The 24,120-nt window shown below is 72.4% G+C and carries 18 protein-coding genes; 7 read left to right on the top strand and 11 right to left on the bottom strand.

Features of this window, described 5'->3' with window-relative positions; translation table 11 throughout:
* Nucleotides 1-2: 2 nt before the first annotated feature.
* The 7 genes from I003_RS0109590 to uvrC form a co-directional block, all read right to left on the bottom strand.
* Nucleotides 3-1,223 carry a phosphoglycerate kinase gene (locus I003_RS0109590; RefSeq protein ID WP_027771337.1) on the bottom strand — a complete coding sequence of 407 codons (1,221 nt, stop codon included), beginning with the start codon at nt 1,221-1,223 and terminating at the stop codon, nt 3-5.
* Nucleotides 1,224-1,422: 199 nt separating this feature from the next.
* Nucleotides 1,423-2,427, bottom strand: a complete 1,005-nt coding sequence (gene gap, locus I003_RS0109585; protein ID WP_027771336.1) for a type I glyceraldehyde-3-phosphate dehydrogenase — start codon at nt 2,425-2,427, stop codon at nt 1,423-1,425.
* A 201-nt stretch (nt 2,428-2,628) separates the two neighbouring features.
* Nucleotides 2,629-2,778: a hypothetical protein gene (locus tag I003_RS35960; RefSeq protein WP_158688950.1), complete on the bottom strand. Its 150-nt coding sequence runs from the start codon at nt 2,776-2,778 to the stop codon at nt 2,629-2,631.
* 159 nt (nt 2,779-2,937) lie between these two features.
* Nucleotides 2,938-3,915 carry a DNA-binding protein WhiA gene (gene whiA, locus I003_RS0109570; protein ID WP_027771335.1) on the bottom strand — a complete coding sequence of 326 codons (978 nt, stop codon included), beginning with the start codon at nt 3,913-3,915 and terminating at the stop codon, nt 2,938-2,940.
* A complete protein-coding gene (locus tag I003_RS0109565; protein ID WP_027771334.1) occupies nt 3,906-4,940 on the bottom strand; it encodes a uridine diphosphate-N-acetylglucosamine-binding protein YvcK in 1,035 nt (344 codons plus the stop codon). The genes whiA and I003_RS0109565 overlap by 10 nt, the downstream gene beginning before the upstream one ends.
* A complete protein-coding gene (gene rapZ / locus I003_RS0109560) occupies nt 4,937-5,893 on the bottom strand; it encodes an RNase adapter RapZ (RefSeq protein ID WP_106966266.1) in 957 nt (318 codons plus the stop codon). The genes I003_RS0109565 and rapZ overlap by 4 nt, the downstream gene beginning before the upstream one ends.
* Before the next feature lie 24 nt (nt 5,894-5,917).
* Nucleotides 5,918-7,918: an excinuclease ABC subunit UvrC gene (gene uvrC / locus I003_RS0109555; protein WP_027771332.1), complete on the bottom strand. Its 2,001-nt coding sequence runs from the start codon at nt 7,916-7,918 to the stop codon at nt 5,918-5,920.
* Between the two features lie 153 nt (nt 7,919-8,071).
* Between uvrC and I003_RS0109550 the strand changes: the two genes are divergently transcribed.
* Nucleotides 8,072-9,016 carry a carbohydrate kinase family protein gene (locus tag I003_RS0109550; RefSeq protein ID WP_027771331.1) on the top strand — a complete coding sequence of 315 codons (945 nt, stop codon included), beginning with the start codon at nt 8,072-8,074 and terminating at the stop codon, nt 9,014-9,016.
* Between the two features lie 49 nt (nt 9,017-9,065).
* Here I003_RS0109550 and I003_RS0109545 read toward each other — a convergent pair whose 3' ends face one another.
* A complete protein-coding gene (locus I003_RS0109545) occupies nt 9,066-12,332 on the bottom strand; it encodes a phosphodiester glycosidase family protein (RefSeq protein WP_078563859.1) in 3,267 nt (1,088 codons plus the stop codon).
* Between the two features lie 596 nt (nt 12,333-12,928).
* Complete coding sequence (uvrA, locus tag I003_RS0109540) at nt 12,929-15,916, bottom strand: excinuclease ABC subunit UvrA (RefSeq protein WP_027771329.1); 2,988 nt, start codon at nt 15,914-15,916, stop codon at nt 12,929-12,931.
* 224 nt (nt 15,917-16,140) lie between these two features.
* Here uvrA and I003_RS0109535 point away from each other — a divergent pair, with 224 nt between their 5' ends.
* The 6 genes from I003_RS0109535 to I003_RS0109510 all read left to right on the top strand — a co-directional run bounded on the left by I003_RS0109535 (nt 16,141) and on the right by I003_RS0109510 (nt 20,760).
* On the top strand, nt 16,141-16,821 hold the full coding sequence (locus I003_RS0109535) for a maleylpyruvate isomerase family mycothiol-dependent enzyme (protein WP_027771328.1): 681 nt from the start codon (nt 16,141-16,143) through the stop codon (nt 16,819-16,821).
* A gap of 12 nt (nt 16,822-16,833) precedes the next feature.
* The gene (locus I003_RS0109530; RefSeq protein WP_027771327.1) at nt 16,834-17,490 is read left to right on the top strand and encodes an MBL fold metallo-hydrolase; all 657 of its coding nucleotides are present in this window, start codon (nt 16,834-16,836) and stop codon (nt 17,488-17,490) included.
* 85 nt (nt 17,491-17,575) lie between these two features.
* Nucleotides 17,576-18,421: a PaaX family transcriptional regulator gene (locus tag I003_RS0109525; protein ID WP_486584150.1), complete on the top strand. Its 846-nt coding sequence runs from the start codon at nt 17,576-17,578 to the stop codon at nt 18,419-18,421.
* A 66-nt stretch (nt 18,422-18,487) separates the two neighbouring features.
* The gene (locus I003_RS0109520; RefSeq protein WP_037720463.1) at nt 18,488-19,426 is read left to right on the top strand and encodes an extracellular catalytic domain type 1 short-chain-length polyhydroxyalkanoate depolymerase; all 939 of its coding nucleotides are present in this window, start codon (nt 18,488-18,490) and stop codon (nt 19,424-19,426) included.
* A gap of 189 nt (nt 19,427-19,615) precedes the next feature.
* On the top strand, nt 19,616-20,482 hold the full coding sequence (locus tag I003_RS0109515) for a Scr1 family TA system antitoxin-like transcriptional regulator (protein ID WP_027771324.1): 867 nt from the start codon (nt 19,616-19,618) through the stop codon (nt 20,480-20,482).
* On the top strand, nt 20,479-20,760 hold the full coding sequence (locus I003_RS0109510) for a DUF397 domain-containing protein (protein WP_037720462.1): 282 nt from the start codon (nt 20,479-20,481) through the stop codon (nt 20,758-20,760). Before I003_RS0109515 ends, I003_RS0109510 begins: the two co-directional genes overlap by 4 nt.
* Nucleotides 20,761-20,823: 63 nt before the next feature.
* Here the strand turns inward: I003_RS0109510 and I003_RS0109505 are convergent, their stop codons facing one another.
* Both I003_RS0109505 and I003_RS0109500 read right to left on the bottom strand, forming a co-directional pair.
* On the bottom strand, nt 20,824-21,831 hold the full coding sequence (locus I003_RS0109505) for a TerC family protein (RefSeq protein WP_027771322.1): 1,008 nt from the start codon (nt 21,829-21,831) through the stop codon (nt 20,824-20,826).
* 229 nt (nt 21,832-22,060) lie between these two features.
* Nucleotides 22,061-24,106 carry a TerD family protein gene (locus tag I003_RS0109500; RefSeq protein ID WP_027771321.1) on the bottom strand — a complete coding sequence of 682 codons (2,046 nt, stop codon included), beginning with the start codon at nt 24,104-24,106 and terminating at the stop codon, nt 22,061-22,063.
* Between the last annotated feature and the right edge of the window lie 14 nt (nt 24,107-24,120).

Raw genomic sequence — 24,120 nt, 5'->3', positions numbered from 1 at the left:
GGTCAGTCCTCCAGTGCGGCGAGGCCGGGGAGCGTCTTGCCTTCGAGGTATTCGAGACTTGCGCCGCCGCCGGTCGAGATGTGGCCGAAGGCATTCTCGTCGAAGCCCAGGATCCGGACCGCGGCGGCACTGTCGCCGCCGCCGACGACGGTGAACGCGGAGCTGTCCAGCAGGGCCTGCGCGACCGCGCGGGTGCCCCCGGCGTAGTCGGGGTGCTCGAACACGCCCACCGGCCCGTTCCAGAAGACCGTGGCGGCGTCGGCGATCTTCGAGGCGAAGAGGCGGCCGGACTCCGGGCCGATGTCCAGCCCCATCATGTCAGCGGGCATGGCGTCGGCCGGTACGGTCACGGGGTCGGTCGGCGCCTGCGCCTTGACGTCGGGGAACTCCCGGGCGGCGACCAGGTCGACAGGGAGCACGAACTCCACGCCGCGCTGCTCCGCCCGCGCCAGGTACTCGCGGACCGCGGGCACCTGCTCCTCCTGCAGCAGGCTGGATCCCACCTCGTACCCCTTGGCCTTGAGGAAGGTGTACGCCATGCCGCCGCCGATGAGGATGCGGTCGGCCTTCTCCAGCAGGTGGTCGATGACCCCGAGCTTGTCGGAGACCTTGGCGCCGCCGAGCACGACCGCGTACGGTCGGGCGACGTCCTCGGTGAGCTTGCGCAGGACGCCCACCTCGGCGGCGATGAGGTAGCCGACGTAGTGCGGCAGCCGGGCCGGCAGGTCGTACACCGAGGCGTGCTTGCGGTGGACGGCGCCGAAGCCGTCGCCCACGTACACGTCGGCCAGCCCGGCCAGTTCGTCCGCGAACGCGCCGCGCGCGGCGTCGTCCTTCGCGGTCTCGCCGGGGTTGAACCGCAGGTTCTCGAGCAGCGTGACCTCGCCGTCGCCGAGTCCGGCGACGGTGGCCTTCGCGCTCTCGCCCACGGTGTCCGTGGCGAACTCCGTCTTCTTGGCGGAGTCCCCCAGCAGTTCGCCCAGCCGGCGCGCCACGGGCGCGAGCGAGAACGCCGGGTCCGGCGCGCCCTTGGGGCGGCCGAGGTGGGAGGCGACGACCACCCGCGCGCCGGCCTCGGCCAGCTTGGCGATCGTCGGGGCGACGGCGCGGATGCGGCCGTCGTCGGTGATGGTGGTGCCGTCCAGCGGAACGTTGAGGTCCGCGCGGACGAAGACCCGTTTGCCGGCGATGCCTTCGCCGAGGAGGTCGTCGAGCGTCTTCATGGAGACTCCTGCATCACTGCTGACACCGCCCGCGCGCCGCCGCGGAGCGGCGCGCGCGGCGGCCTGGTCGTCGGAACGAGCGGGGCCCCGCCGCCGCGCGGCGGCCGGGGCCCGGCCCGGGTGGGCTGCACGGGGAGCCGTGGGCCCCCGGCTGCCGCCCGGCGGGGCCGGGGCGGCGGGTGCGGCGGGTGCAGCGCGCTCAGAGACGCTCGCCGACGAAGGCGGTGATGTCGACCAGACGGTTGGAGTAGCCCCACTCGTTGTCGTACCAGCCGACGATCTTGACCTGCTTGCCCTGGGCCATCGTCAGCAGGGAGTCGAAGGTGCAGGACGGCGCGGTGTTGACGATGTCCGAGGAGACGATCGGGTCCTGGGTGTACTCCAGGATGCCCTTGAGCTGCCCCTCGGCGGCCTTCTGGTACGCGGCGTTGACCTCGTCCTTGGTGACCTCGCGGCTCAGCTCGACGACCAGGTCGGTGACGGAGCCGGTGGGCACCGGCACGCGCATGGCGATGCCGTCCAGCTTGCCCTTGAGCTGCGGGAGAACGAGCGCGGTGGCCTTCGCGGCGCCGGTGGTGGTCGGGATGATGTTCTCGGCGGCGGCACGGGCCCGGCGCAGGTCCTTGTGCGGGAAGTCCAGGATGCGCTGGTCGTTGGTGTAGGCGTGGACGGTGGTCATCATGCCCTGCACGATGCCGAAGTTCTCGTCCAGCACCTTCGCCATCGGCGCGACGCAGTTCGTCGTACACGAGGCGTTGGAGATGATGTGCTGAGTGGCCGGGTCGTAGGAGTCCTCGTTGACCCCCATGACGATGGTGATGTCCTCGCCCTTGGCGGGCGCGGAGATGATGACCTTCTTGGCCCCGGCGTCCAGGTGCTTCTTCGCGTCCTCGGACTTGGTGAAGATGCCGGTGGACTCGATGACGACGTCCACGCCCAGGTCGCCCCAGGGCAGGTTCGCCGGGTCGCGCTCGGCCAGCATCTTGATGGGGCGGCCGTCGACGGTGATGGCGTCGTCGGTGTGGCTCACCTCGGCCTTGAGCTTGCCGAGCAGGGTGTCGTACTTCAGCAGGTGTGCGATGGTCGCGGCGTCACCCAGGTCGTTGAACGCCACGACCTCGATGTCCGCACCCTGCTCCAGGATGGCGCGGAAATAGTTGCGGCCGATGCGGCCGAAGCCGTTGATGCCTACGCGGATCGTCACGAACCGATCTCCTCGTTGGTACGCCGGTCCTTCATCGACCGGTGCTCTGACTGGGAATCCCCGACCACTGCCGACCCTACCGCTTTCACCCCCGCGGGGCGGGCCGGACCCCGCCGGTGACGCGGACGTCGGCCCGTACCCTCCGGTAGGGCTGCGGGCCGCCCCCGCGATCCGGCGTCGTGGCCGGTCAGCGGGCTGGTCTCAGCGCCTCAGATGGGACAGTGCGCGGCTCAGAAGAGCGGCCCTTTCCGCCTCGCCGCCGGGGTGCTCGCCCTCGAAGCCGACGAGGACGGCGTCGCGGGTGGAGGCGGGCGCGTCGCTCCCGACGATCCTGGGCGAGCGGTAGATCACGTCGTCGGGGTGTCGCTGCGCGGGCCGGGCGAGAAACCCTCGTTGCCGCAGCCCCACTTGCAGGAGAAGGTGCGGTTCAGGGCGCTGCCGTCGCCGTTGACGTCGCGCAAGTTCCCCGATCTCGTCGGCGGATCCCGACGCCGGGAGGCAGGCGGGGCGTCAGCCCACCATCTCCTCCGTCAGGTTCGCCTCCGTGCCCGGGATGCCCAGGTCACCGGCCCGCTTGTCGGCCATCGCGAGCAGCCGGCGGATACGCCCCGCGACCGCGTCCTTGGTCAGCGGCGGGTCGGCCAGGGCGCCCAGTTCCTCCAGCGACGCCTGCTTGTGCTCCATGCGCAGCCGCCCGGCCGCGGCCAGGTGCTCCGGCACCTCGTCGCCGAGGATCTCCAGCGCCCGCTGCACCCGCGCGCCGGCCGCCACCGCCGCGCGCGCGGAGCGGCGCAGGTTGGCGTCGTCGAAGTTGGCCAGCCGGTTGGCCGTGGCACGCACCTCGCGGCGCATCCGGCGCTCCTCCCAGGCGAGCACCGACTCGTGGGCGCCGAGCCGGGTGAGCAGGGCGCCGATGGCGTCCCCGTCCCGCACGACCACGCGGTCGACGCCGCGCACCTCGCGCGCCTTGGCCGGGATGCTGAGCCGGCGGGCGGCTCCGACCAGCGCGAGGGCGGCCTCGGGGCCGGGGCAGGTGACCTCCAGCGAGGAGGAGCGGCCGGGCTCCGTCAGCGAGCCGTGGGCGAGGAAGGCGCCGCGCCAGGCGGCCTCGGCGTCGCAGGTGGCGCCGGAGACGACCTGCGGCGGCAGTCCGCGGATGGGCCGCCCGCGGCCGTCGACCAGGCCCGTCTGCCGGGCCAGTTGCTCACCGCCGGCGACCACGCGGACCACGTACCGGCTGCTGCGGCGCAGCCCGCCCGGCGCCATGACGATCATCTCGGAGCCGTGCCCGAAGATTTCCAGGATGTCCTTCTTCAGCCGGCGCGCGGCGACCCCGGTGTCCAGCTCGGCCTCGATCACGATCCGGCCGCTGACGAGATGCAGCCCGCCGGCGAACCGCAGCGTGGAGGAGACCTCCGCCTTGCGGCAGCACGTCCGGGTCACGGGAAGCCGCGAGATCTCGTCCTTCACCGCTGCCGTCATCGCCATGGCCCGATCCTTCCATGCATCCGAAAAATACGGTCGTACGCGGCGGCCAGCAGCTCCGGATCGTGCCGGGGAGTCCTGTCGGTCCGCGCCACCGGCGCCAGCTCGACCGAGCCCTCGAGCTCTTTCGCAGCCTCGCGCAACCCGTCGCGCTCTGCCGCACCGGGCACTGCATCCTTGTCGGCCAGCACCACGTCGAAGGCGAGTTTAGGGGCGTGTCGTCGCAAAACCTCCAAATGACGCCGCGGGGAAAATCCGTCCGTTTCCCCCGGCTGCGGAGCGAGGTTCAGGGAGAGGACCTTGCGGGCCTTGGTCTCCACCAGAGCCTCGCGCAGCTCGGGCACCAGCAGGTGCGGGATGACGGAGGAGAACCAGGAGCCCGGTCCGAGCACCACCCAGTCCGCCTCGCGGACGGCCTCGACGGCCGCGGGGACGGCCGGCGGGTCGGCGGGCACCAGATGGACCTGCTGCACCTCGCCGGGGGTGAGGGCCACGGCGGCCTGGCCGGCCACGGTGATGGTCTGCTCGGGCCGCTCCGGCAGGTGGCCGCGCACATCGGCGCGCAGCTCCAGCGGCACGGCGGACATCGGCAGCACCCGGCCGTGCGCGCCCAGGAGCGTACCGACCAGGTCGAGGGCCGCGACATGGTCGCCGAGCTGCTCCCAGAGCGCGACGATGAGCAGATTGCCGACGGCGTGGTCGTGCAGCTCGCCCCGGCTGGTGAAGCGGTGCTGGATGACACGGGACCAGGTCTGGCCCCAGTCGTCGTCGCCGCAGAGCGCCGCCAGCGCCTTGCGCAGGTCGCCCGGCGGGAGCACGCCCAGCTCGGCGCGGAGCCGGCCGGACGAGCCGCCGTCGTCGGCGACCGTGACGACGGCCGTGAGATCGCCGGTGATCCGGCGCAGCGCGGCGAGGGACGCCGACAGGCCCATCCCCCCGCCGAGCGCGACCACCTTCGGCTGCGAGCCGGGCCTGCGGGCGCCCCGGCGGCGCAGCCGGAGGTTCCGGCCACCGGCGATCCGGCTCACTCGCGCCCCATGTCCCGGTGGACGACGACGGTCTCGATGCCGTCCGAGCCGAGCCGGCGGGCCAGCCGCTCGGACATCGCGACGGAGCGGTGCTTGCCGCCGGTACAGCCGACGGCGATGGTCACGTACCGCTTGCCCTCGCGCCGGTACCCCTCGGTGACCAGGTGCATCAGCTCCGCGTAGCCGTTGAGGAACTCCTTGGCGCCGGGCTGGTTGAAGACGTACTGCGCGACGTCCTCGTTGAGCCCCGTGAACTGGCGCAGCTCGGGGACCCAGTGCGGGTTGGGCAGGAAGCGGCAGTCCACCACCAGGTCGGCGTCCACGGGCAGGCCGTACTTGTAGCCGAAGGACATCACCGTGGCGCGCAGCTCCGGCTCCTCGCCGCCGGCGAACTGGGCGTCCATCTTCGCACGCAGCTCGTGCACGTTCAGGCTGGAGGTGTCGATCACCAGGTCGGCGTCGCCGCGCAGCTCGCGCAACAGGTCGCGCTCGGCGGCGATGCCGTCGAGGATCGTGCCGTCGCCCTGGAGCGGGTGCGGGCGGCGTACGGACTCGAAGCGGGCCACCAGCGAGTTGTCCGACGCCTCCAGGAAGACGATGCGCCGCGGGACCTGCTTCTCCTTCAGGTCGGCCAGGGATTCCTTGAGGTTGTCGAAGAAGCGCCGGCCGCGGACGTCCACGACGACCGCGATCCGCGCCACGTTCCCCTGCGAGCGGGCGCCCAGCTCCACCATGGTGGGGATGAGGGCGGGCGGCAGGTTGTCCACGACGAACCAGCCGAGGTCCTCCAGGCACTTCGCGGCCGTGCTCCGGCCGGCGCCCGACATCCCGGAGATGATCACCAGCTCGGGGATGCCCGCCTGCCCGGAGTCGCCCGCCTCCCCCGGCCCGGAGGCCAGGTCACCCGTGGTCACGGCGGTCTCGTCCGTCACGTCTGTCCCGTTGTCCTTCATCGTTCCGTCCCCCGGTCCTCGTCCTCATTCGTCCATGATCTCTCCGGTGGCGGTGTTCACCGCCGGCGCGGCCGGTGCCGCCTGTGCAAGGGTCGCGGCGATGTTTTCGGCTGTCTTGCGGCCGATGCCGGGAACCTCACAGATCTGATCAATAGTCGCAGCTCTCAGCCGTTTCACCGAACCGAAGTGCTTCAGCAGCGCCCGGCGGCGGCTTTCCCCCAGCCCGGGCACGTCGTCCAGCGGTCCGGCCTTCATGCTCCGGGCCCGTTTCTTGCGCTGGTAGGCGAGGGCGAAGCGGTGGGCCTCGTCCCGCACCCGCTGGAGCATGTACAGGCCCTCGCTGCTGCGCGGCAGGATGACGGGGTCGTCACTGTCGGGCAGCCAGACCTCTTCGAGGCGCTTGGCCAGGCCGACCACGGCCACGTCGTCCACACCCAGCTCGCCGAGGGCCCTCCGGGCGGCGGCGACCTGCGGCTGCCCGCCGTCGACGACCACGAGCTGCGGCGGGTACGCGAACTTCCTGGGCCGCCCGTTGTCGGGATCCCGGCCGAGGGGCCCGTCCGTGGCCCCCCGGTCCCGGGCCGCGGCGGCCTCGGCCTCCGGGTCGCCCCACTCCCCCGTCTTCTGCTTCTCCTGCACGTACCGCCGGAACCTGCGGGTGATCACCTCGTGCATCGCGCGCACGTCGTCCTGGCCGGTGAAGCCCTTGATCTCGAAGCGGCGGTACTCGCTCTTGCGGGCCAGGCCGTCCTCGAAGACGACCATGGAGCCGACGACGTCGTCCCCCTGCAGGTGGGAGATGTCGTAGCACTCGATCCGCAGCGGCGCGGAGTCCAGCTCCAGCGCCTCGGTGATCTCCTCCAGCGCCCTGGAGCGGGTGGTCAGGTCGGAGGCGCGCTTGGTCTTGTGCAGGGTGAGGGCCTGCTGCGCATTCCGCGCGACCGTGGCGAGCAGGTCCTTCTTGTCGCCGCGCCGGGGCACCCGCAGGTCCACCCGGCCCCCGCGGCGCTCGGCCAGCCACTGCCGTACGGGCCCGGCCGGCTCCGGCAGCGCCGGGACCAGCACCTCGCGCGGGATGGCCTCGGCCTGCTCGTCACCGTAGAGCTGCTGCAGCGCGTGCTCCACCAGGCCGGCGGTGCCGACGGCCTCCACCCGGTCGGTGACCCAGCCCCGCTGGCCGCGGACCCGGCCGCCGCGGACGTGGAAGATCTGCACCGCCGCCTCCAGCTCGTCCTCGGCCAGGGCGACCAGGTCGGCGTCGGTCGCGTCGGCGAGGACGACCGCGTTCTTCTCCATGGCGCGCTTCAGCGCCCCTATGTCGTCCCGCAGCCGCGCGGCCTTCTCGTACTCCATCTCCTCCGCGGCCTCGTGCATCTGCCGCTCCAGCCGCTTGAGGTACGTGCCCGTGCGGCCGGCCATGAAGTCGCAGAACTCCTCGGCCAGCTCCCGGTGCTCCTCGGCCGTGACCCGGCCGACGCAGGGCGCGGAGCACTTGCCGATGTACCCCAGCAGACAGGGCCGGCCGATCTGCGCGCTGCGCTTGAACACCCCGGCGGAACAGGTCCGCACCGGAAAGGCACGCAGCATCAGGTCGACGGTCTCGCGGATGGCCCAGGCGTGCGCATACGGCCCGAAGTAGCGCACGCCCTTGCGCTTGGGCCCGCGCATGACCTGCACCCGCGGATACTCCTCGTTGAGCGTCACCGCGAGGGACGGATAGCTCTTGTCGTCCCGGTACTTGACGTTGAACCGGGGGTCGTACTGCTTGATCCAGGTGTACTCGAGCTGGAGCGCCTCGACCTCCGTGGCCACCACGGTCCACTCCACCGACGCGGCGGTCGTGACCATCGTGCGCGTGCGCTGGTGCAGCCCGGCGAGATCCTGGAAGTACGACGAGAGCCGCTGGCGCAGGCTCTTGGCCTTGCCGACGTAGATGACCCGCCCGTGTTCGTCCCGGAACCTGTAGACCCCCGGGGAGTCGGGAATCTGTCCGGGCTTGGGACGGTAGCTGGACGGATCTGCCATGGTTCCCACCCTACTGTCGGCCACTGACGCCGGGCCGTCTGTCCACACCCGTGTACCGAGCCCGCGACAGTCCGGTGACCGTATGGTCGCCGGGGCGTGCCCGGGTTGCCCTCGGCGGGCCTGTGGGCCGCGGCCGGACCGTACGCTGTGCGCATGATCGTGGTTGGTGGAGAGGCTCTGATCGATCTCGTGCCGGCCGGGGGCGGGGGCGTGCTTCCCGCGCTGCAGCCGGTGCGCGGCGGTGGGCCGTACAACACGGCGGTGGCGCTGGGGCGGCTCGGGGCGGACGTGGCGTTCGCCTCGCGGGTCTCCACGGACGCCTTCGGGGCGGCGCTGATGACCGGGCTGGAGTCGGCGGGGGTCGGCACCGGCCTCGTGCAGCGGGGGACGGAGCCCACGACGCTGGCCGTCGCCGACGTCAGCCCGGACGGGTCCGCGGGCTTCCGCTTCTACGCCGAGGGCACGGCCGACCGGCTGTTCCGGGCGCCGGACGCGCTGCCCGCGGGGGCGCGGGCGCTGGCGGTGGGGACGTGCTCCCTGGTGCTGGAGCCGGGGGCGAGCGCGTACGAGACGCTGCTGGAACGGGCCGCCGGGGACGGGGTGTTCACCCTTCTCGACCCGAACATCAGGGCCGGACTCATCGCCGACGCCGACGCCTACCGCGCCCGCTTCCGCTCCTGGCTGCCGCACGTGGCGCTGCTCAAGCTGTCGGTCGAGGACGCGCAGTGGCTCGCCGGCGGGCGGCCGTGGGCTGAGGCGCTGCCGGAGTGGCTGGAGGCGGGCCCGCGGGCGGCGGTGCTGACCCGCGGTGGCGAAGGGCTGACGGCGGTGGTCGCGCAGGGCCGGGAGCGGTACGACGTGCCCGCGCCCCCGGTCGACGTCGTCGACACGATCGGCGCGGGCGACACCGTCAACGCGGCGCTGCTGCACTGGCTCGGCACCCACGACGTCCTGGCCCCGGGTGCCCTGGCCGGCCTGGATCCCGCCGGCTGGCGCGCCGCCCTCGGCCACGCCGCCCGCGCGGCGGCGATCACCTGCTCGCGCGCCGGCGCCGAGCCGCCGTACGCGGCAGAGCTGGCGGAGTTCGCGGACGGCTGACCGGCGGGCGCGGTCGCGGGGTCCGCGGGACCCCGCGACCGCCCGCCCGCTAGCCAGTGACCGTGACGCGGGCACCCTCGGTGACGCCGTTGACCGTCACCGTCAGCGTGACCGTCCCCGGCCGCAGCCCCGTCACCTCTCCGGTGGCCGGGTCGTACGCCGCGATGTCACCCCGGTCCGCCGACCGCGGCGGCCCGATGTGCAGCCGGTCCGTGCCCGACCAGTCCGCGCTGACCGGCCAGGCCACGGGCACCTGCCGCGAGCCCTGCGCGACCGACGCCGTCACCGGCGCCGAACTGCCCGCGCGGACCTCCCCGGGCGCTTCCACCGCCAGCCCGTCGACGTGCGGCCGTGTCTGCACGGAGACCCAGTCGGGCAGCCCGCGGTACGGCGCGCTCCGCGCCCGCTGCTGCTCGCCGGGCGTCACCGCGTCGACGCCGATCAGCGACCAGCCGGAGAACCCGCCCTCGCCGGGCGGGGTGGCCGGTGCCTTCCCGGAGTTGCCGTTGATCAGGTACGGCACCCCGTCGACGTGCTCGGCGTGGAACGTGCCGACGTGCCCGCCGACGAACGCCGCGCCCTTGCCCGTACGGGCCCGGAAGTCCGCCAGCCAGTCCTCCAGCACCCGCGCCTCCTTGCGGTCACTGAGCTGGCTCGCGCGCTGCGCCGTCGGGTCGCGCGGCGGGACGTGCTGGATGACGGTCACCGAGCGCACCGCCGGATCCTCCGCCGCCGCCTCCAACTGCCGCTTCAGCTCCGCGATCTGCGCGTAGCCGCCGCCGCGGAGCGTCAGCGAGGAGGTGTCGAGGGTCAGGAAGCGGGTGCCCTTGTGGTCGAACGTCCGCTGCGCGGGGCCGAACTCGGCGACGAAGTTGGCGACCGAACCGCCCATCACCTCGTGGTTGCCCGGCACGTAGTACCAGGGCACGGCATCGCCCAGTTCCTCCTCCAGTATCGCGCGGGCGAACGTCAGATCCTCCGGCGAGCCCTCGTCGACCAGGTCGCCGGCCACGACGAGGAAGTCCGGCCGGGCTTCCCTGATCTCCCGGAGCGTGCGCCGGGCCTGCCGGACGATCGCGCTGTCCGGCTCGCGGGCGACGAACTGCGCGTCGGACATCACCGCGTACCGCCAGTCCCGGTCCGCGGTCACGGCGCCGGAGTCGATGAGCGGGTCGCGGTGCGCCGGCGTCCGCGGCAGGTCGGCCTCGGGCGGGCTCTGCGCGGTCAGCTCGTCGATGACCACCTCGCTGCTGTACTGGCTGGCGGGCTTGGTCTCCGCGAGATAGAAGCGGAAGACGGACAGCGGGTACTGCGTGCCCTCCGGGACCTGGAAGACGACCTGCTTCCAGTCCTGCCAGGTGACGTAGTCGCCGCGGAGCACCAGGTCGGCGCCCGCGCCGTCCTTCAGATGCAGCGACGGCCAGGCGCCCTTGCCGTCACCCTTGATCCACAGCCCGAAGTTCAGCGGCTGGCCCGGGATGCCGATCGGCTGCGGTGGCGTGACGTAGGCGGCGCGGGTGGCGGTGGACTGGGAGAAGTCGTACGTGATCTTCATGCCGGCGCCGGTGTGGCCCTCGGGCTCCGGGGCGAGCGAGCCGCTCGCGCGGGCCGTGGAGAACGCCCAGTCGGCCGCGTCCTCGAAGTCCGCCGGCTCCGCTTCGGTGAGGCCCACGGTCAGGGCGACATGCGTGACCTTCCCCTGCACGGTCGCCTTGAGCACGCCGGACGCGGTCGGCTCGGTGGTGCGGGCACGTACGGTGAAGCCGCCGCTGCGCGCGTCCGGGGCGATGTCGAAGAGCGCGCGGTCGTAGTCGAGGCGTACGTCGGCGGGGTCCACGGGTGCGCTCGCACCGTGGGCGTCGCGGCCGACGACGCCGAAGGCCGCCTCGTCCTGCGGGTCGGCGAGGCCGACGCGGTCGCTGGTGGGCGTGATCCGCTCCAGCGTGTCCAGGACGGTCAGTTCGACGCTCCCGGCCGCGCCGCCGCGCCGCGCGGTGACCTTCGCGGTGCCGCCGCGGCGGGCGGTGAACGTGCCGTCGCCGTCCACGGTGCCGACGCCGGCGGGGCTGCTCGACCACGACGGGCGGCCGGGCGCGGGACCGTACGTCTCGTCGTAGCCGGCGGCGTCGAGGTCGCGGGTCAGACCGGGAAAGACGCGGTCGGGGTGGCCGCCGGGCACCGGGTCGACGCCGGGCGCGAGCGCGGGGTCGGCGGCGGGGGTGACGCGGAAGTCCTTGAGTGTGCCGCTGCCGCCGGGGGCGGTGAACGCCAGGCCGTTGGGGACCTCCCGCTCCTCGCCGTCGGACGGCGAGTTCTCCACGAACCGCTCGTCGGAGCCGGGTGCGCGGGCCACGAGGGTGGAGGAGCCGCCGCCGTCGAGGTTCAGCGCGTCGTACGCACCGAGGGCGTCCATCATCTTCGCCAACTGCGTGAGTGTCACGCCGCCGGCGTCCGCCTGCCGGCCGTCGACGGTCAGCACGTGCATGGTGCCGCCGTCCCGGGAGAAGCCGACCGCGGTGCGGGGGGCGGCGGCGTTGTTCGGCCGGCCCTCCCAGTCCTGCGGTACGCCGTCCTCGACGAGGACGCCGCGCCCGCCGACCGCGGTGCGGGGCACGGGGCCGCCGTCGTCGGTGCGGACGTCGTACTCCACCTGCACCGCGTCGCCCGGCCGGAGCCCGGCGAGGATCTTGGCACCGGTGTCCCGGCCGACCAGCACCGTGGTGCCTTCGGCTATCGCACCCGTCCCGGGCCCGGCGGCCACCTCGGCGACCTCGCCGTCCCGCACGGTGACCTCGGTGACCTCGGTGGCGCCGTCGACCGTCAGGGCGCGGTCGGCCCTGCCCCACCGGGCGTTGTACGCGCCGATGCCGTCCGCGGGGACGTTGGCGGCGTTGTGGCCGCCGAGGGGGTGCTCACCGTCCGGGAGGGTGAGGGTGCCGTCGAAGTAGAGATCGAGGACACGCCCCGCCTGGTCGGGGCCGACGCCGACCGCCTCGGAGACGCCGGGCGCCGGCGAGTGCGTGGGCCGGCCCTCCTCCACGCCCGGGCCGAGGGGGGCGCCGGTCTCGTTGATGTCGAAGAAGTCGGCGTTGATGGCGGCCACGGTGGTGCGGCCGGGGCCGGGGTCGTGCTCGGCGGCCATCTCGGAGACGGGGGCGCGGTCGGAGACGTCGCCGCCGAGGTAGTCGACGCGGGTGCCGGCGCCCAGGTCGACGCTGAGCGCGTCGGCCTTGAGCCACTTGTCGGTCTCCAGCCGCTCGAAGGAGGTCAGTTCCATGCCGGGGGCGACCGGCCGGGAGGTGGAGGCGATGTCCATACCCTCGCCGGCGGGCACGGACACGGGACCGGCGGCGCGGAGGGCCGGGGCGGCGGGCGCGGCGGACCGCTCCTGGCCGACGGCGGCGGGGGCCCCGAGGAGCAACAAGGAAGCCGCCGCTGCCGCGACGGCCCTGGGTCGGAAGGGTTTACTGCGTACTCCCGCTCTGAGCACGGTTTCTCCTTGGAAGGACACGGGAACGCACGCTTCGTGCGCACGGCGGGCCACAGCCTGGCAGTGGAAAGTGGTCTACACCAGAGGGCGCGCGCAAACTCCGCCCGAACAATTGCCGCCGCGGGTACGTCATGTGAGAACGCGTCAGGTCACACCGGGTGGGAGAGGGCTGCGCGGACGTGCCCCGCCGGGCCGCAGCCGGACCGCCTGGCCCACGGCGCCCCCCGACACCCCGCACGGCAGCGCGCGGCGCATACCGCGTCAGCCGCGCCGGCTCGCCGTCGGCTCTCTTCGCGCATGCCGGGCGCGGCCGCACGGCGTAGCCCTCGGCGGCGCGGCGGGCCGCAGAGCCAGCCCTGAGCCGGACCGCCTCGTCCACGGCGCCCCCGACACCCGCACGGCAGCGCGCAGCGCGTACCGCGTCAGCCGCGCCGGTTCGCCGTCGCCTTCTTCGTCGCGGTCTTCTTCGCCGCCGTCTTCTTCGCCGGCGCCTTGGCCGCCGTCGTCTTGGCGCCCTTCGCCGCCTTCTTGGCGGTCACCCGCTTCCGGGCGGGCGGTGAGTCGCTCACCCGGTCGCCCAGGATCTCCCGCAGGAACTTCCCCGTGTGGCTGGCCGGCATCGCCGCCACCTCCTCCGGCGAGCCCTCCGCGACCACCAGGCCGCCACCGCTGCCGCCCTCCGGACCCAGGTCGACGACCCAGTCGGCGGTCTTGATGACGTCGAGGTTGTGCTCGATGACGATCACCGTGTTGCCCTTGTCGACCAGCCCGGTCAGCACCCCGATCAGCTTCTTGATGTCCTCGAAGTGCAGCCCCGTCGTGGGCTCGTCCAGCACGTACACCGTGCGGCCCGTCGAGCGCTTCTGCAGCTCGCTCGACAGCTTCACCCGCTGCGCCTCGCCGCCCGACAGCGTCGGCGCGGGCTGGCCCAGCCGCACGTACCCGAGACCCACCTCGTTGAGCGTCTTCAGATGACGCGCGATGGCCGGCACCGCCTCGAAGAAGGAGAGCGCCTCCTCGATCGGCATGTCGAGTACCTCGGCGATGGACTTGCCCTTGTAGTGCACGTCCAGGGTCTCGCGGTTGTACCGCGCCCCGTGGCAGACCTCGCACGGCACATAGACGTCCGGGAGGAAGTTCATCTCGATCTTGATCGTGCCGTCACCGGAACAGTTCTCGCAGCGACCGCCCTTGACGTTGAAGGAGAACCGGCCCGGCTGGTAGCCGCGGACCTTCGCCTCCGTCGTCTCCGCGAAGAGCTTGCGGACATGGTCGAAGACACCCGTGTACGTCGCGGGGTTGGAGCGCGGCGTCCGGCCGATGGGCGACTGGTCGACGTGCACCACCTTGTCCACCAGGTCGTCCCCGTCGACCCGGGTGTGCCGCCCGGGCACGCTCCGCGCGCCGTTCAGCTCGCGCGCGAGGTGGGTGTACAGGATGTCGTTGACCAGCGTCGACTTCCCCGACCCCGAGACACCGGTGACCGCCGTGAGCACCCCGAGCGGGAACGCCACATCGATGTCCTGCAGATTGTTCTCCCGCGCGCCGCGGACGACGAGCTCCCGCTCGCCGTCGACGGGCCGCCGGCTCTCGGGAACGGGGATCTCCCGCTTCCCCGACAGGTACTGCCCGGTGATCGACGCCTCGTTGTCGAGCAGTTCCTTGAGGGACCCGCTGTGCACCACCTTGCCGCCGTGCTCGCCGGCGCCGGGGCCGATGTCGACGACCCAGTCGGAGGTCTTGATGGTGTCCTCGTCGTGCTCGACGACGATCAGCGTGTTCCCCAGGTCGCGCAGGCGGACCAGGGTCTCGATCAGCCGGTGGTTGTCCCGCTGGTGCAGCCCGATGGACGGCTCGTCCAGCACGTACAGCACACCGACGAGACCGGAGCCGATCTGTGTGGCGAGCCGGATGCGCTGGGCCTCGCCGCCCGAGAGGGTGCCGGCGGCGCGGTTGAGCGACAGGTAGTCCAGGCCCACGTCGACCAGGAAGCGCAGCCGCTCGTTGACCTCCTTCAGCACCCGCTCGGCGATGGTCTTCTCGCGGTCGTTCAGCTCCATCGCGCCGAGGAAGTCGGCGCAGTCGCTGATCGACATCGCCGAGATGTCGGCGATCGACCTGCCCTGCACCGTGACCGCGAGGACGACCGGTTTCAGCCGCGTCCCGTTGCAGGTCGGGCAGGGGACCTCGCGCATGTACCCCTCGAAGCGCTCGCGGCTGGCGTCGCTCTCCGCCTCCGCGTGCCGCCTCTTGACGAACGGCACGGCGCCCTCGAAGGCCGTGGTGTACGACCTCTCGCGCCCGTACCGGTTGCGATAGCGCACCTCGATCTTCGTCCGGTGTCCCTGCAGCAGCGCCTTCTGCGCCCGCTGCGGCAGCCCCGCCCACGGGATGTCGGTGCGGAAGCCGAGGTCGTCGGCGAGCGCGCCGACGATCCGGGCGAAGTAGTCCTTGGTGTGGCCGTGCGACCACGGGTGGATCGCGCCCTCGTCCAGCGACTTGTCCGGGTCGGGGACGATCAGCTCCGGGTCGACCTCCATCCGGCTGCCGATGCCCGTGCAGTCCGGGCAGGCGCCGAACGGCGAGTTGAACGAGAAGGAGCGCGGCTCCATCTCCTCGAACGACAGGTCGTCGTACGGGCAGTACAGGTGCTCGGAGTACATCCGCTCGCGGTCCGGGTCGTCCTCGTCCAGGTCGACGAAGTCGAGGATGACCATGCCGCCGGAGAGTCCGAGGGCGGTCTCGACGGAGTCCGTCAGCCGGCGCTTCGCGCTCTCCTTGACCGTGAGGCGGTCGACGACCACCTCGATCGTGTGCTTCTCCTGCTTCTTCAGCTTGGGCGGATCGGTCAGCGACGACGTCTGCCCGTCGACCCGCGCCCGGCTGTACCCCTTCGACTGCAGGTCGGAGAAGAGGTCCACGAACTCGCCCTTGCGCTCGCGCACCAGCGGCGACAGCACCTGGAAGCGGCTGCCCTCCGGGAGCGCGAGCACCTTGTCCACGATCGCCTGCGGCGACTGCCGCGTGATCGGCCGGCCGCACTCCGGGCAGTGCGGCTTGCCGATACGGGCGAAGAGAAGCCGCAGATAGTCGTAGACCTCGGTGATCGTGCCGACCGTGGACCGCGGGTTGCGCGACGTGGACTTCTGGTCGATCGAGACCGCCGGCGACAGTCCCTCGATGAAGTCGACGTCGGGCTTGTCCATCTGGCCGAGGAACTGCCGGGCGTAGCTGGACAGCGACTCGACGTAGCGACGCTGGCCCTCGGCGAAGATCGTGTCGAACGCCAGGGACGACTTGCCGGACCCCGAGAGTCCCGTGAAGACGATGAGGGAGTCGCGGGGGAGGTCGAGAGAGACGTTCTTCAGATTGTGCTCGCGAGCGCCACGCACGAGGAGACGGTCGGCCACGCCGGTCGGACCTTTCTTGATGAGCGACGGGGACCGTCCGGACGGACGGCACCCCTTGTCAAGCGTATGGGGGTGGCCGCGGAGCTGTCCGCGGCTTTCTCCCATCGAGCCACACGCTAACGTCTGGGTCTGACAACGAAGCCGGGCCCGGCATTCCCACCCGCTCGCCTCCAGGGGGACCGATGACAGAAAGCGCAGGTCGCACGTACGACGCCGTACGCGATATGGCCACCCTACGAACCGCCACCGACAATCTGATCGACCGCGCCGTCCGCCTCGACGACACCGCGGTGAGGGCCCCGAGCGCGCTGCCCGGCTGGACCCGGGGCCACGTGCTCACCCACCTCGCCCGGAACGCGGACGCCCTGGTCAACGTGCTCTCCGGCCGCCCCATGTACCCGAGCGACGAAGCCCGGGACGCCGACATCGACGCCGGCGCCCCCCGCCCGCTCGCCGAGCAGCTCGACGACCTGCGGGCCACGGCGGCCCGGCTGGCGAAGACGGCGGCGGACCTCCCGGCGGACGGCTGGTCCGCCCGCTGTGAGCTGCGCAACGGCGTGACGGATGTCATGGCGCGGATCCCGTTCCGGCGGCTGGTGGAGGTGGAGCTGCACCACGTGGACCTGGACGCGGGCTACACGCTGGACCAGCTTCCGGCCGACTTCGTGGACCGGGAGATCGACTTCCTCACGGCCCGCTTCGCGGGCAACGAGGACGTCCCGCCCCTGTCGCTCTCCGCCCCCGACGGCACCACCTGGACCACCGGCGCCCCGCGGTCCGCCGGCGCTCCGGTGCGGGTCACCGGCGCCCCGTACGCCCTGATGGGCTGGCTCGCCGGCCGGACCACGGGCACGGGCCTACGCGCTGAGGACGGCGCCGTGCTGCCGACCCTGCCCCCGCTCTGAGAAACTGTCCCCATGTCGTACACGGGCAAGGTCACGGTCGGCGAGGGCGCCGACGTGCACGAGCTGACGGACCTGATGATCTCCAAGGTCGCCGTCGGGCCGATGAACAACAACGCCTATCTGCTGCGCTGCCGCGCGACGGACGAGCAGTTGCTGATCGACGCCGCGAACGAGCCCCAGACGCTGCTCACCCTCATCGGCCCCGACGGCATCACCTCCGTGGTCACCACCCACGGCCACGGCGACCACTGGCAGGCCCTGGCCCAGGTCGCCACCGCCACGGGTGCCCGCACCTACGCCGGCCGCGCGGACGCGGCCGACATCGACTTCCCCACGGACGTCCTCGTGGACGACGGCGACACGATCACGGTGGGCCGCATCCCCCTCACCGCCCGCCACCTCGTCGGCCACACCCCGGGCTCCATCGCCCTGATCTACGACGACCCCCACGGGCACCCGCACGTCTTCACCGGCGACTGCCTCTTCCCGGGCGGCGTGGGCAACACCTGGGGTGACGCGGAGCGCTTCAGGTCCCTCCTCCACGACGTCGAGACCAAGATCTTCGCGGAGCTGCCGGACGAGACCTGGGTCTATCCCGGCCACGGCCATGACACCACCCTGGGCGCGGAGCGACCCCACCTTGCGGAGTGGCGCGAACGTGGCTGGTGAGAGCGAGGACCTGAGCGGACGGCGCCCCCCGCGGAGGTAGCCTGTCGCAGCCCCGCACCGGCGGGAGGGACCGTGGAGGGAGCCGGTGGACGCCTCGGACGACGTCGGGCGGGCCGTGCGCCCCCAGACCCTTCTGCTCGCCCTCTTCGGCGACCAGGTGCTCGACCGCGGCGTGGCCGTCTCCGCGGGCAGCATCATCGCGGTGCTGAACCGGCTGGGGGTCGGCGAGCACGCCACGCGGGCGGCCGTGACCCGGATGGCACGCCGCGGCCTCCTGCGGCCGGTACGCAGTGGCCGTCAGGTCTTCTTCGGGCTGGCACCGCGCGGGGTCGCGGTGCTGCGCGACGGCCTGCGCATGCTGGAGGCCGACATCGTGGACCGCGAGTGGGACGGCCGCTGGACTCTGCTGGCGTTCTCCGTGCCGGAGACGCGGCGCGCCGACCGGCACGCGCTGCGGACCCGGCTGGGATGGGCCGGGTTCGCCCTCCTGCGCAGTGGGCTGTGGGTCTCGCCGGGTACGACGGATGTCTCGGAGCTGCTGTCCGAACTGGACCTGCTCGACCACGTGACGGTCTTCCGGGGCGAGGCGGCGCTGGGGAGCGATCCGGCGAAGATCGCCCGGGAGGCGTGGGACCTGCGAGCCCTCGCCGCGAGCTACCGCGGTTTCCTCGACCGCTGGTCGGGCGGCGCCTTCAGTGAGTGGGACGCGCTGTCGCAGCGCACGCGGATGACCGCGGAGTGGCTGCTGCTGATCCGCCAGGACCCGCGGCTGCCGCCGGCGCTGCTGCCGCCGGAGTGGCCGGGCGTGCGGGCACAGGAGATGTTCCGGACCCGGCAGGCCGAGCTGATCGGCCCCGCGCACGAACTCGCCGCGGCGCGGCTCTCGACCATGGCCGACACAGAGGCACAGCGCCCTTCGGCCAATGTTTGACACATCATTGACGGTCGTTTCAAAGTTGCCTAACTTGATGCGGGCGGGGCCAGAACAGGAGGCAGCATGACTCGCATCAGAGCCGCACTCGCCGCCATCGCCAGCGGCTTACTCATCGCCCTCGCCGGCATCGCCGCACCGACGTCGGCAACCGCGGCCCAACTCGTCGAGGTCACCAACTTCGGCGACAATCCCGGCAATCTGCGCATGCACATCTATGTTCCGGATTCCACTCCCGCCAACCCGGCGATCGTCGTCGCCATGCACGGCTGCGGCGGCTCGGGTCCGGGCTTCGCCGGGTCCAGCGAGTTCATCTCGCTGGCAGATCAGCACGGGTTCATCGTCATCTACCCGACCGCGACGAAGCAGACGGCGATGGGCAACTGCTTCGACGTGTGGTCTCAGGAGTCCAAGACCCACGGCGGCGGCAGCGATCCCGCGTCGATCGTCTCGATGGTCGGCTACGCCGAGCAGCAGCACGGCGGCGACCCGGAACGGGTATTCGCCACCGGCAGTTCGTCCGGCGGCATGGAGACGCAAGCCCTGCTCGCCGTCTACCCGGACGTGTTCAAGGCCGGGGCGTCGTTCATGGGCGTTCCCTTCACCTGCTTCGCGAACGAGGCCGACTTCCCGCCGTGGACCAGCCAGTGCGTGAGCGGGAACCTGAACCAGTCTCCGCAGCAGTGGGGCGACGCGGTCCGCTCCGCGTACCCGGGCCACACCGGCGAACGCCCCCGGGTACAGCTCTGGCACGGCACCGCGGACCCCCTCGTGCCGTACCAGCTTCACGGGGAAGCGGTCGAGCAGTGGACCGACGTCTTCGGGCTGAGCCAGACCCCGACCTCGTCGGACCAGCCGCAGCCCGGCTGGATGCGCGACCGGTTCGCCGACTCCGGCGGGACCGTGCAGGTCGAGGCCATCAGCGTCCAGGGCGCCGGCCACAGCCTGCCCGCGAGCGGCATGGCCGGCGCGGCTGTGTCGTTCTTCGGCATCGACGGCTCCTGACCGCCTGAAGAAGGGCTCGCCGGGAGGCCGCAGCGCAATCCAGCGCTGCGGCCTCCCCCGGCCTCCGGCGGAAGCCGAACGGGAGCAGCCGGCATCACCCTTGACGGGGACGCATCCCCGCTTCGCAGCGTAGTCCCTCGATCACCCGCATAGCCTGGCCGCGTCTCAGTCAGACGAGGGGTGACGCGCATGGGCACGAGCGGCGAGCAGGCAAGGAAACAGCGAAAGGCGGGAAGGCGCGTCAGGAAGGAGAAGGACGCGCCTCCGCCCACCTGGGTCGCGTACGCGAAGCTGGTCAAGCTCCACCGTCACCGCGCGGGCTTGACGCAGCTCCAGCTCGCCGAGGCGGTGGGCTACTCCTACGAAACGGTCGCGGCCATCGAGCAGGCCAGGCGTCCCGCGAAGCTGGCCTTCACCCGGGGCGCGGAGCGGGAACTCGACGCACAGGGCACGCTGATGGTGCTGCAGGAGGAGGTCGACCGGGCGAAGCTCCCGGAGTTCTTCCGGGACGTCGCGCTGCTGGAAGAGGAGGCGCTGAGCCGGCACGACTGGAACCCGCTGCTGGTGCCGGGGCTGTTGCAGACGGAGGACTACGCGCGGGCGCTGTTCTCGGCGCACTGTCCGCCCCTGTCCGGGGACGAGATCGAACAGGGCGTGGAAGCCCGCGTGTCGCGGCAGCGGCTGCTCACGCGGAAGAAGCCGGTGGAGCTGTGCTTCGTCATCGGCGAGGCGGCGCTGCGTAACCCGGTGGGCGGGAAGCGCGTACAGCGCGAGCAGTTGGAGGCGCTGCGCAAGCACGGGTCCCTGCCGCACGTGGAGGTCCAGGTGATGCCCTGGACCTGCGGCTTCCACCCCGGACTCAACGGGCCCATGATCGTCATGGAGACGTCGGAGCACGAGGTGGTGGGATACGTGGAGTCGCAGGAGGCCGGGTTCGTGATCTCCGAACCGGACCGTGTCAGCGCGTTCACGCACCGGTATGGAAAGATGCGCTCAGTGGCACTGAACCCCGACGAATCGGCACAGTTCATCGACCGCCTGGCAGGAGAGCTATGAACGTGGAGCAGGCAGTGGACGCCGGCATCTCGCGTGAGTTGGCATGGGTGAAGAGCAGCTACAGCGGATCGGACGGCGGCAACTGCGTGGAGGTGGCCGCCGCGTGGAAGAAGAGCAGCTACAGCGGATCAGGCGGCGGCGACTGCGTGGAGGTGGCCGCCGCAGCGGAACGGGTGCACGTGCGCGACTCCAAGGACCCCTCCGGTCCGGTCCTCACGGTCTCCCCCGAGGCATGGGCCTCGTTCGTCGCCTTCGCGGCGTCCCACGCGCCCCGCTGACGCGGTGAGCCGTACGTGCCCTGCCCCGGACGCCCTCCGGGGCAGGGCACAGTCACGGGGCCGTCAGTCGCCGCCCGGGCCCGGGCGGCGGGCGTCCGCGGGCTCCACCCGCTTCTCCTCCGGCTCCGCCTCCAGGCGGCGGGAGGCGCGGATGCTGGTGAGCGTCGTGAGGACCAGGACGCCGCCGATGACGCTCAGGGAGACCGCCGTGCTGATCTCGGGGACGTGGACCCCGGACTCGTGCAGCGCGTGGAGCACCAGCTTCACGCCGATGAAGCCGAGGATGGCCGACAGCCCGTACGAGAGGTGGACCAGCTTCTTGAGCAGGCCGCCGATCAGGAAGTAGAGCTGCCGCAAGCCCATCAGCGCGAAGGCGTTGGCGGTGAAGACGATGTACGGGTCCTGGGTCAGGCCGAAGATCGCGGGGATGGAGTCCAGCGCGAAGAGCAGGTCCGTGGTGCCGATCGCCAGCATGACGATCAGCATCGGCGTCATCAGCCGCTTGCCGTTCTCGGTGATGAAGAGCTTCGTGCCGTGGTACTTGTCCGTGGCGGCGAAGCGGCGCTCGACCATCTTGAGCAGCCGGTTCTCCTCCCACTCCTCTTCCTCGCCGCCGCCCCTGGCCTCCTGGACGAGCTTCCAGGCGGTGTAGATGAGGAACGCGCCGAAGAGGTAGAAGACCCAGGAGAAGGACGCGATCAGCGCGGCGCCGGCGGCGATGAAGGCCGCGCGCATCACGAGCGCGATGAGGACGCCGACCATGAGCACGCGTGCCTGGTACCGCGGCGGCACCGCGAACTTGCTCATGATGATCACGAAGATGAAGAGGTTGTCGACGCTGAGCGACTTCTCCGTGACGTAACCGGCGAAGAATTCACCGGACGCCTGGCCGTCGCCGAAGATCAGGAGCCCGACACCGAAGAGCCCGGCGAGGACGATCCAGATGATCGTCCAGATGCCCGCCTCTCTGAGGGTCACCTCGTGGGGCTTCCGGCCGACGAAGAAGTCGGCGCCGATCAGGGCACACAGGCCCACGATCGTGAGCACCCACAGGGTCAGCGATACGTCCACTCGTCCTCCGCGGCAAGTCCGGCATGTTCAGTGTCCTGGTTGCCGGGCGTGCCTTCCTGAGGAACGGGAAGCTCACCCCCAGCCGTCGACTGTATAGAACGAGCCAAACAATGGCAAAGTTTACTTCAAATGTGCACGTCAGAAGGGTATGCAGACGGTTCACGCGCAGGGCGCGAAACGGCCCGCAGGCGTGCTGCCTGCGGGCCGTACGTGGGGCGGGACCGACCGGTCAGCGGCGCAGCGCGCGGCGGGCCGCCGCGACCTGGGCCAGCACCTGTTCCAGCACCCGGCTGCCCATCGGCGCGCGCGCCGGTTCGTACGTCCAGGCGTGGCCGATCCAGGGGTCGGCCAGGTGGTCGTCCGGGGTGGGGGTGAGGCGCAGCATGCCGCGCCAGAACGGGTCCAGCAGCGGGCCGTAGCCCTTGGCGTCCTCGCGGTCGGCGACGACGAGCAGGTGCACCCCCACCGACGGGCCCTCGTCCGCGAGATAGCGGAGCTGGTTGATGGCACGGTCGTCGAAGCCGTGCGGGAAGTCGTTGACCACGAGGAGCTGCTGCGCGGGGTCCAGGTCCGGCGGCAGCGCGTCGGTGGCGCCGGACCGCAGCGCCATCTGGACGAGGTCGATGCGCTGAGTCAGCCGGGTGAGGGTGTCGGTGACGCCCGCGGCGCCCTTCGGCGGCGGCTCGGCGAGGACGCCGGAGTGGAGCAGCGGGGTGAGCGCCGCGGTGGCCGTGCCGCCCGGATCGATGAAGTGGACGTTGAACTCGCCCGCGGGGTGCACCGACAGCAGCCGCGCGGCGTGCGCCACGGCGGTGTCGAGCGCCAGTGCGCGCCGCTCCCCGGAGTCCGGGAAGCCGTGCTCCGGGTCGCCTTCGAGGGCGCCGGGGCCGAGCGAGGACGTGCCGCTGTCCACCCACAGGCCGCGCTCCAGCGGCAGCCGGACGAGCAGCGGGATGCGCAGCTCCGTGTGCTCGGGCAGGTGGAGGTCGCCCAGGCGCAGGGCCATCGGGCTGTCCGCGGGCACCTCGTACTCGTGCCACACCGGGCTCGCCCAGGAGGCGAACGCGGGCGGCAGCGCGGGCTCGACGACACCGGCCTCGGCGACGAGCTGCCCGAGGTCGCGGTCGAGCACCTCGCGGGCCCGGTCCACCAGGGTGGAGTGGCGGGCGAGCACCTCGGCGCGCGCCGAGTCGGCGATGGAGCCCATGCGGGCGCGGGGATCGGCCAGAAGCCGGTCGAGCTCGCGGTCCATCCGGGAGTCGGCGAAGTCGACGGCGCTGCGGTACGCGGCGACCGTACGGGCCAGGTCCTCGAACATGCCCCAGACCTGGTTGTACAGCCGCTCCTCCATGCTCCAGCCGGGGGCGTCACCCGCGACCGGTTCGGCGGGGGCCGAGGCGCGATCGGCCTGCGGCGGTACGCCGCCCGCGGAGGCGCTGCCCGCGCTCGCAGGGGCGCCCGGCCGTGCTCCCGCGCCCGCGCCGGCCCCTACCCCCGGGGGCGGGGGCGCTGCGGCGGACGCGGGGGCGCGCGGCGTACCGGACGCGGCCGGCCCACTTCCCGAGGCGCCCGCGGCACCCGCCGCCGCGGCGCGCCGCGGGTGGCGGTAGTCGACGGGCCCGGCCTGCGCCTGCCGCTCCTCGGCCCCCGGCTGCGGACGCCGGACGCCCGCCCCGGTCGGCTGGCCGGCGGTCGGCGGCGGCGCCGGGGCGACGGCGCGCGCGAGCCCTTCGGCGACGGCCCGTTCGATGTCCGCGGCGAGCTGCTGCGCCTCCGGCAGGCCCTGGTCCGCGAGCATGGCGGCGAGGCCGCCCGCATACCCCTGGCCCACGGCCCGGATCTTCCACGCGTCGCCCCGCCGGTACAGCTCCACGGCCGTGACCGCCGACTCGGTGTCCAGGCCGGTGATGACGAACCGTGCGATCGCCGTGCCGTCGAGGCCCGTGACCGCCACCGACGGCGGTGCGAGCGCGCCGAAGCTCCGCGGCCCCGGCACCCCCGCGGGCAGCGCCAGCAGCACGTGCACGCGCTGCACGTCCGGTGGGACCTCCTCCAGATCCACCGCCAGCCGGTGTTCAGCCGCGGCCTGGCCGGGCACCTCAAGGCCCGGCACCTGCGGCGCACCGGGGTGCGCGATCCGGCCGGGGTCGCTGACCCTGCCGTCCTCTCCCCCCAGCGTGGCGCCCGGCGTCACCGGGCTGCCCGCCGAAATCCTGATCTCCACCCGGGTCTGCGGCAGCAGATGGTTCTGCCCGCGGACCAACTCGGCCGTCATGCGGCCCTCCCCTG

The sequence above is a fragment of the Streptomyces sp. CNQ329 genome, from assembly GCF_000482585.1.
The sequence above is the reverse complement of the archived record's forward strand: the minus strand, read 5'-3'. Positions and strand labels throughout refer to the sequence as shown.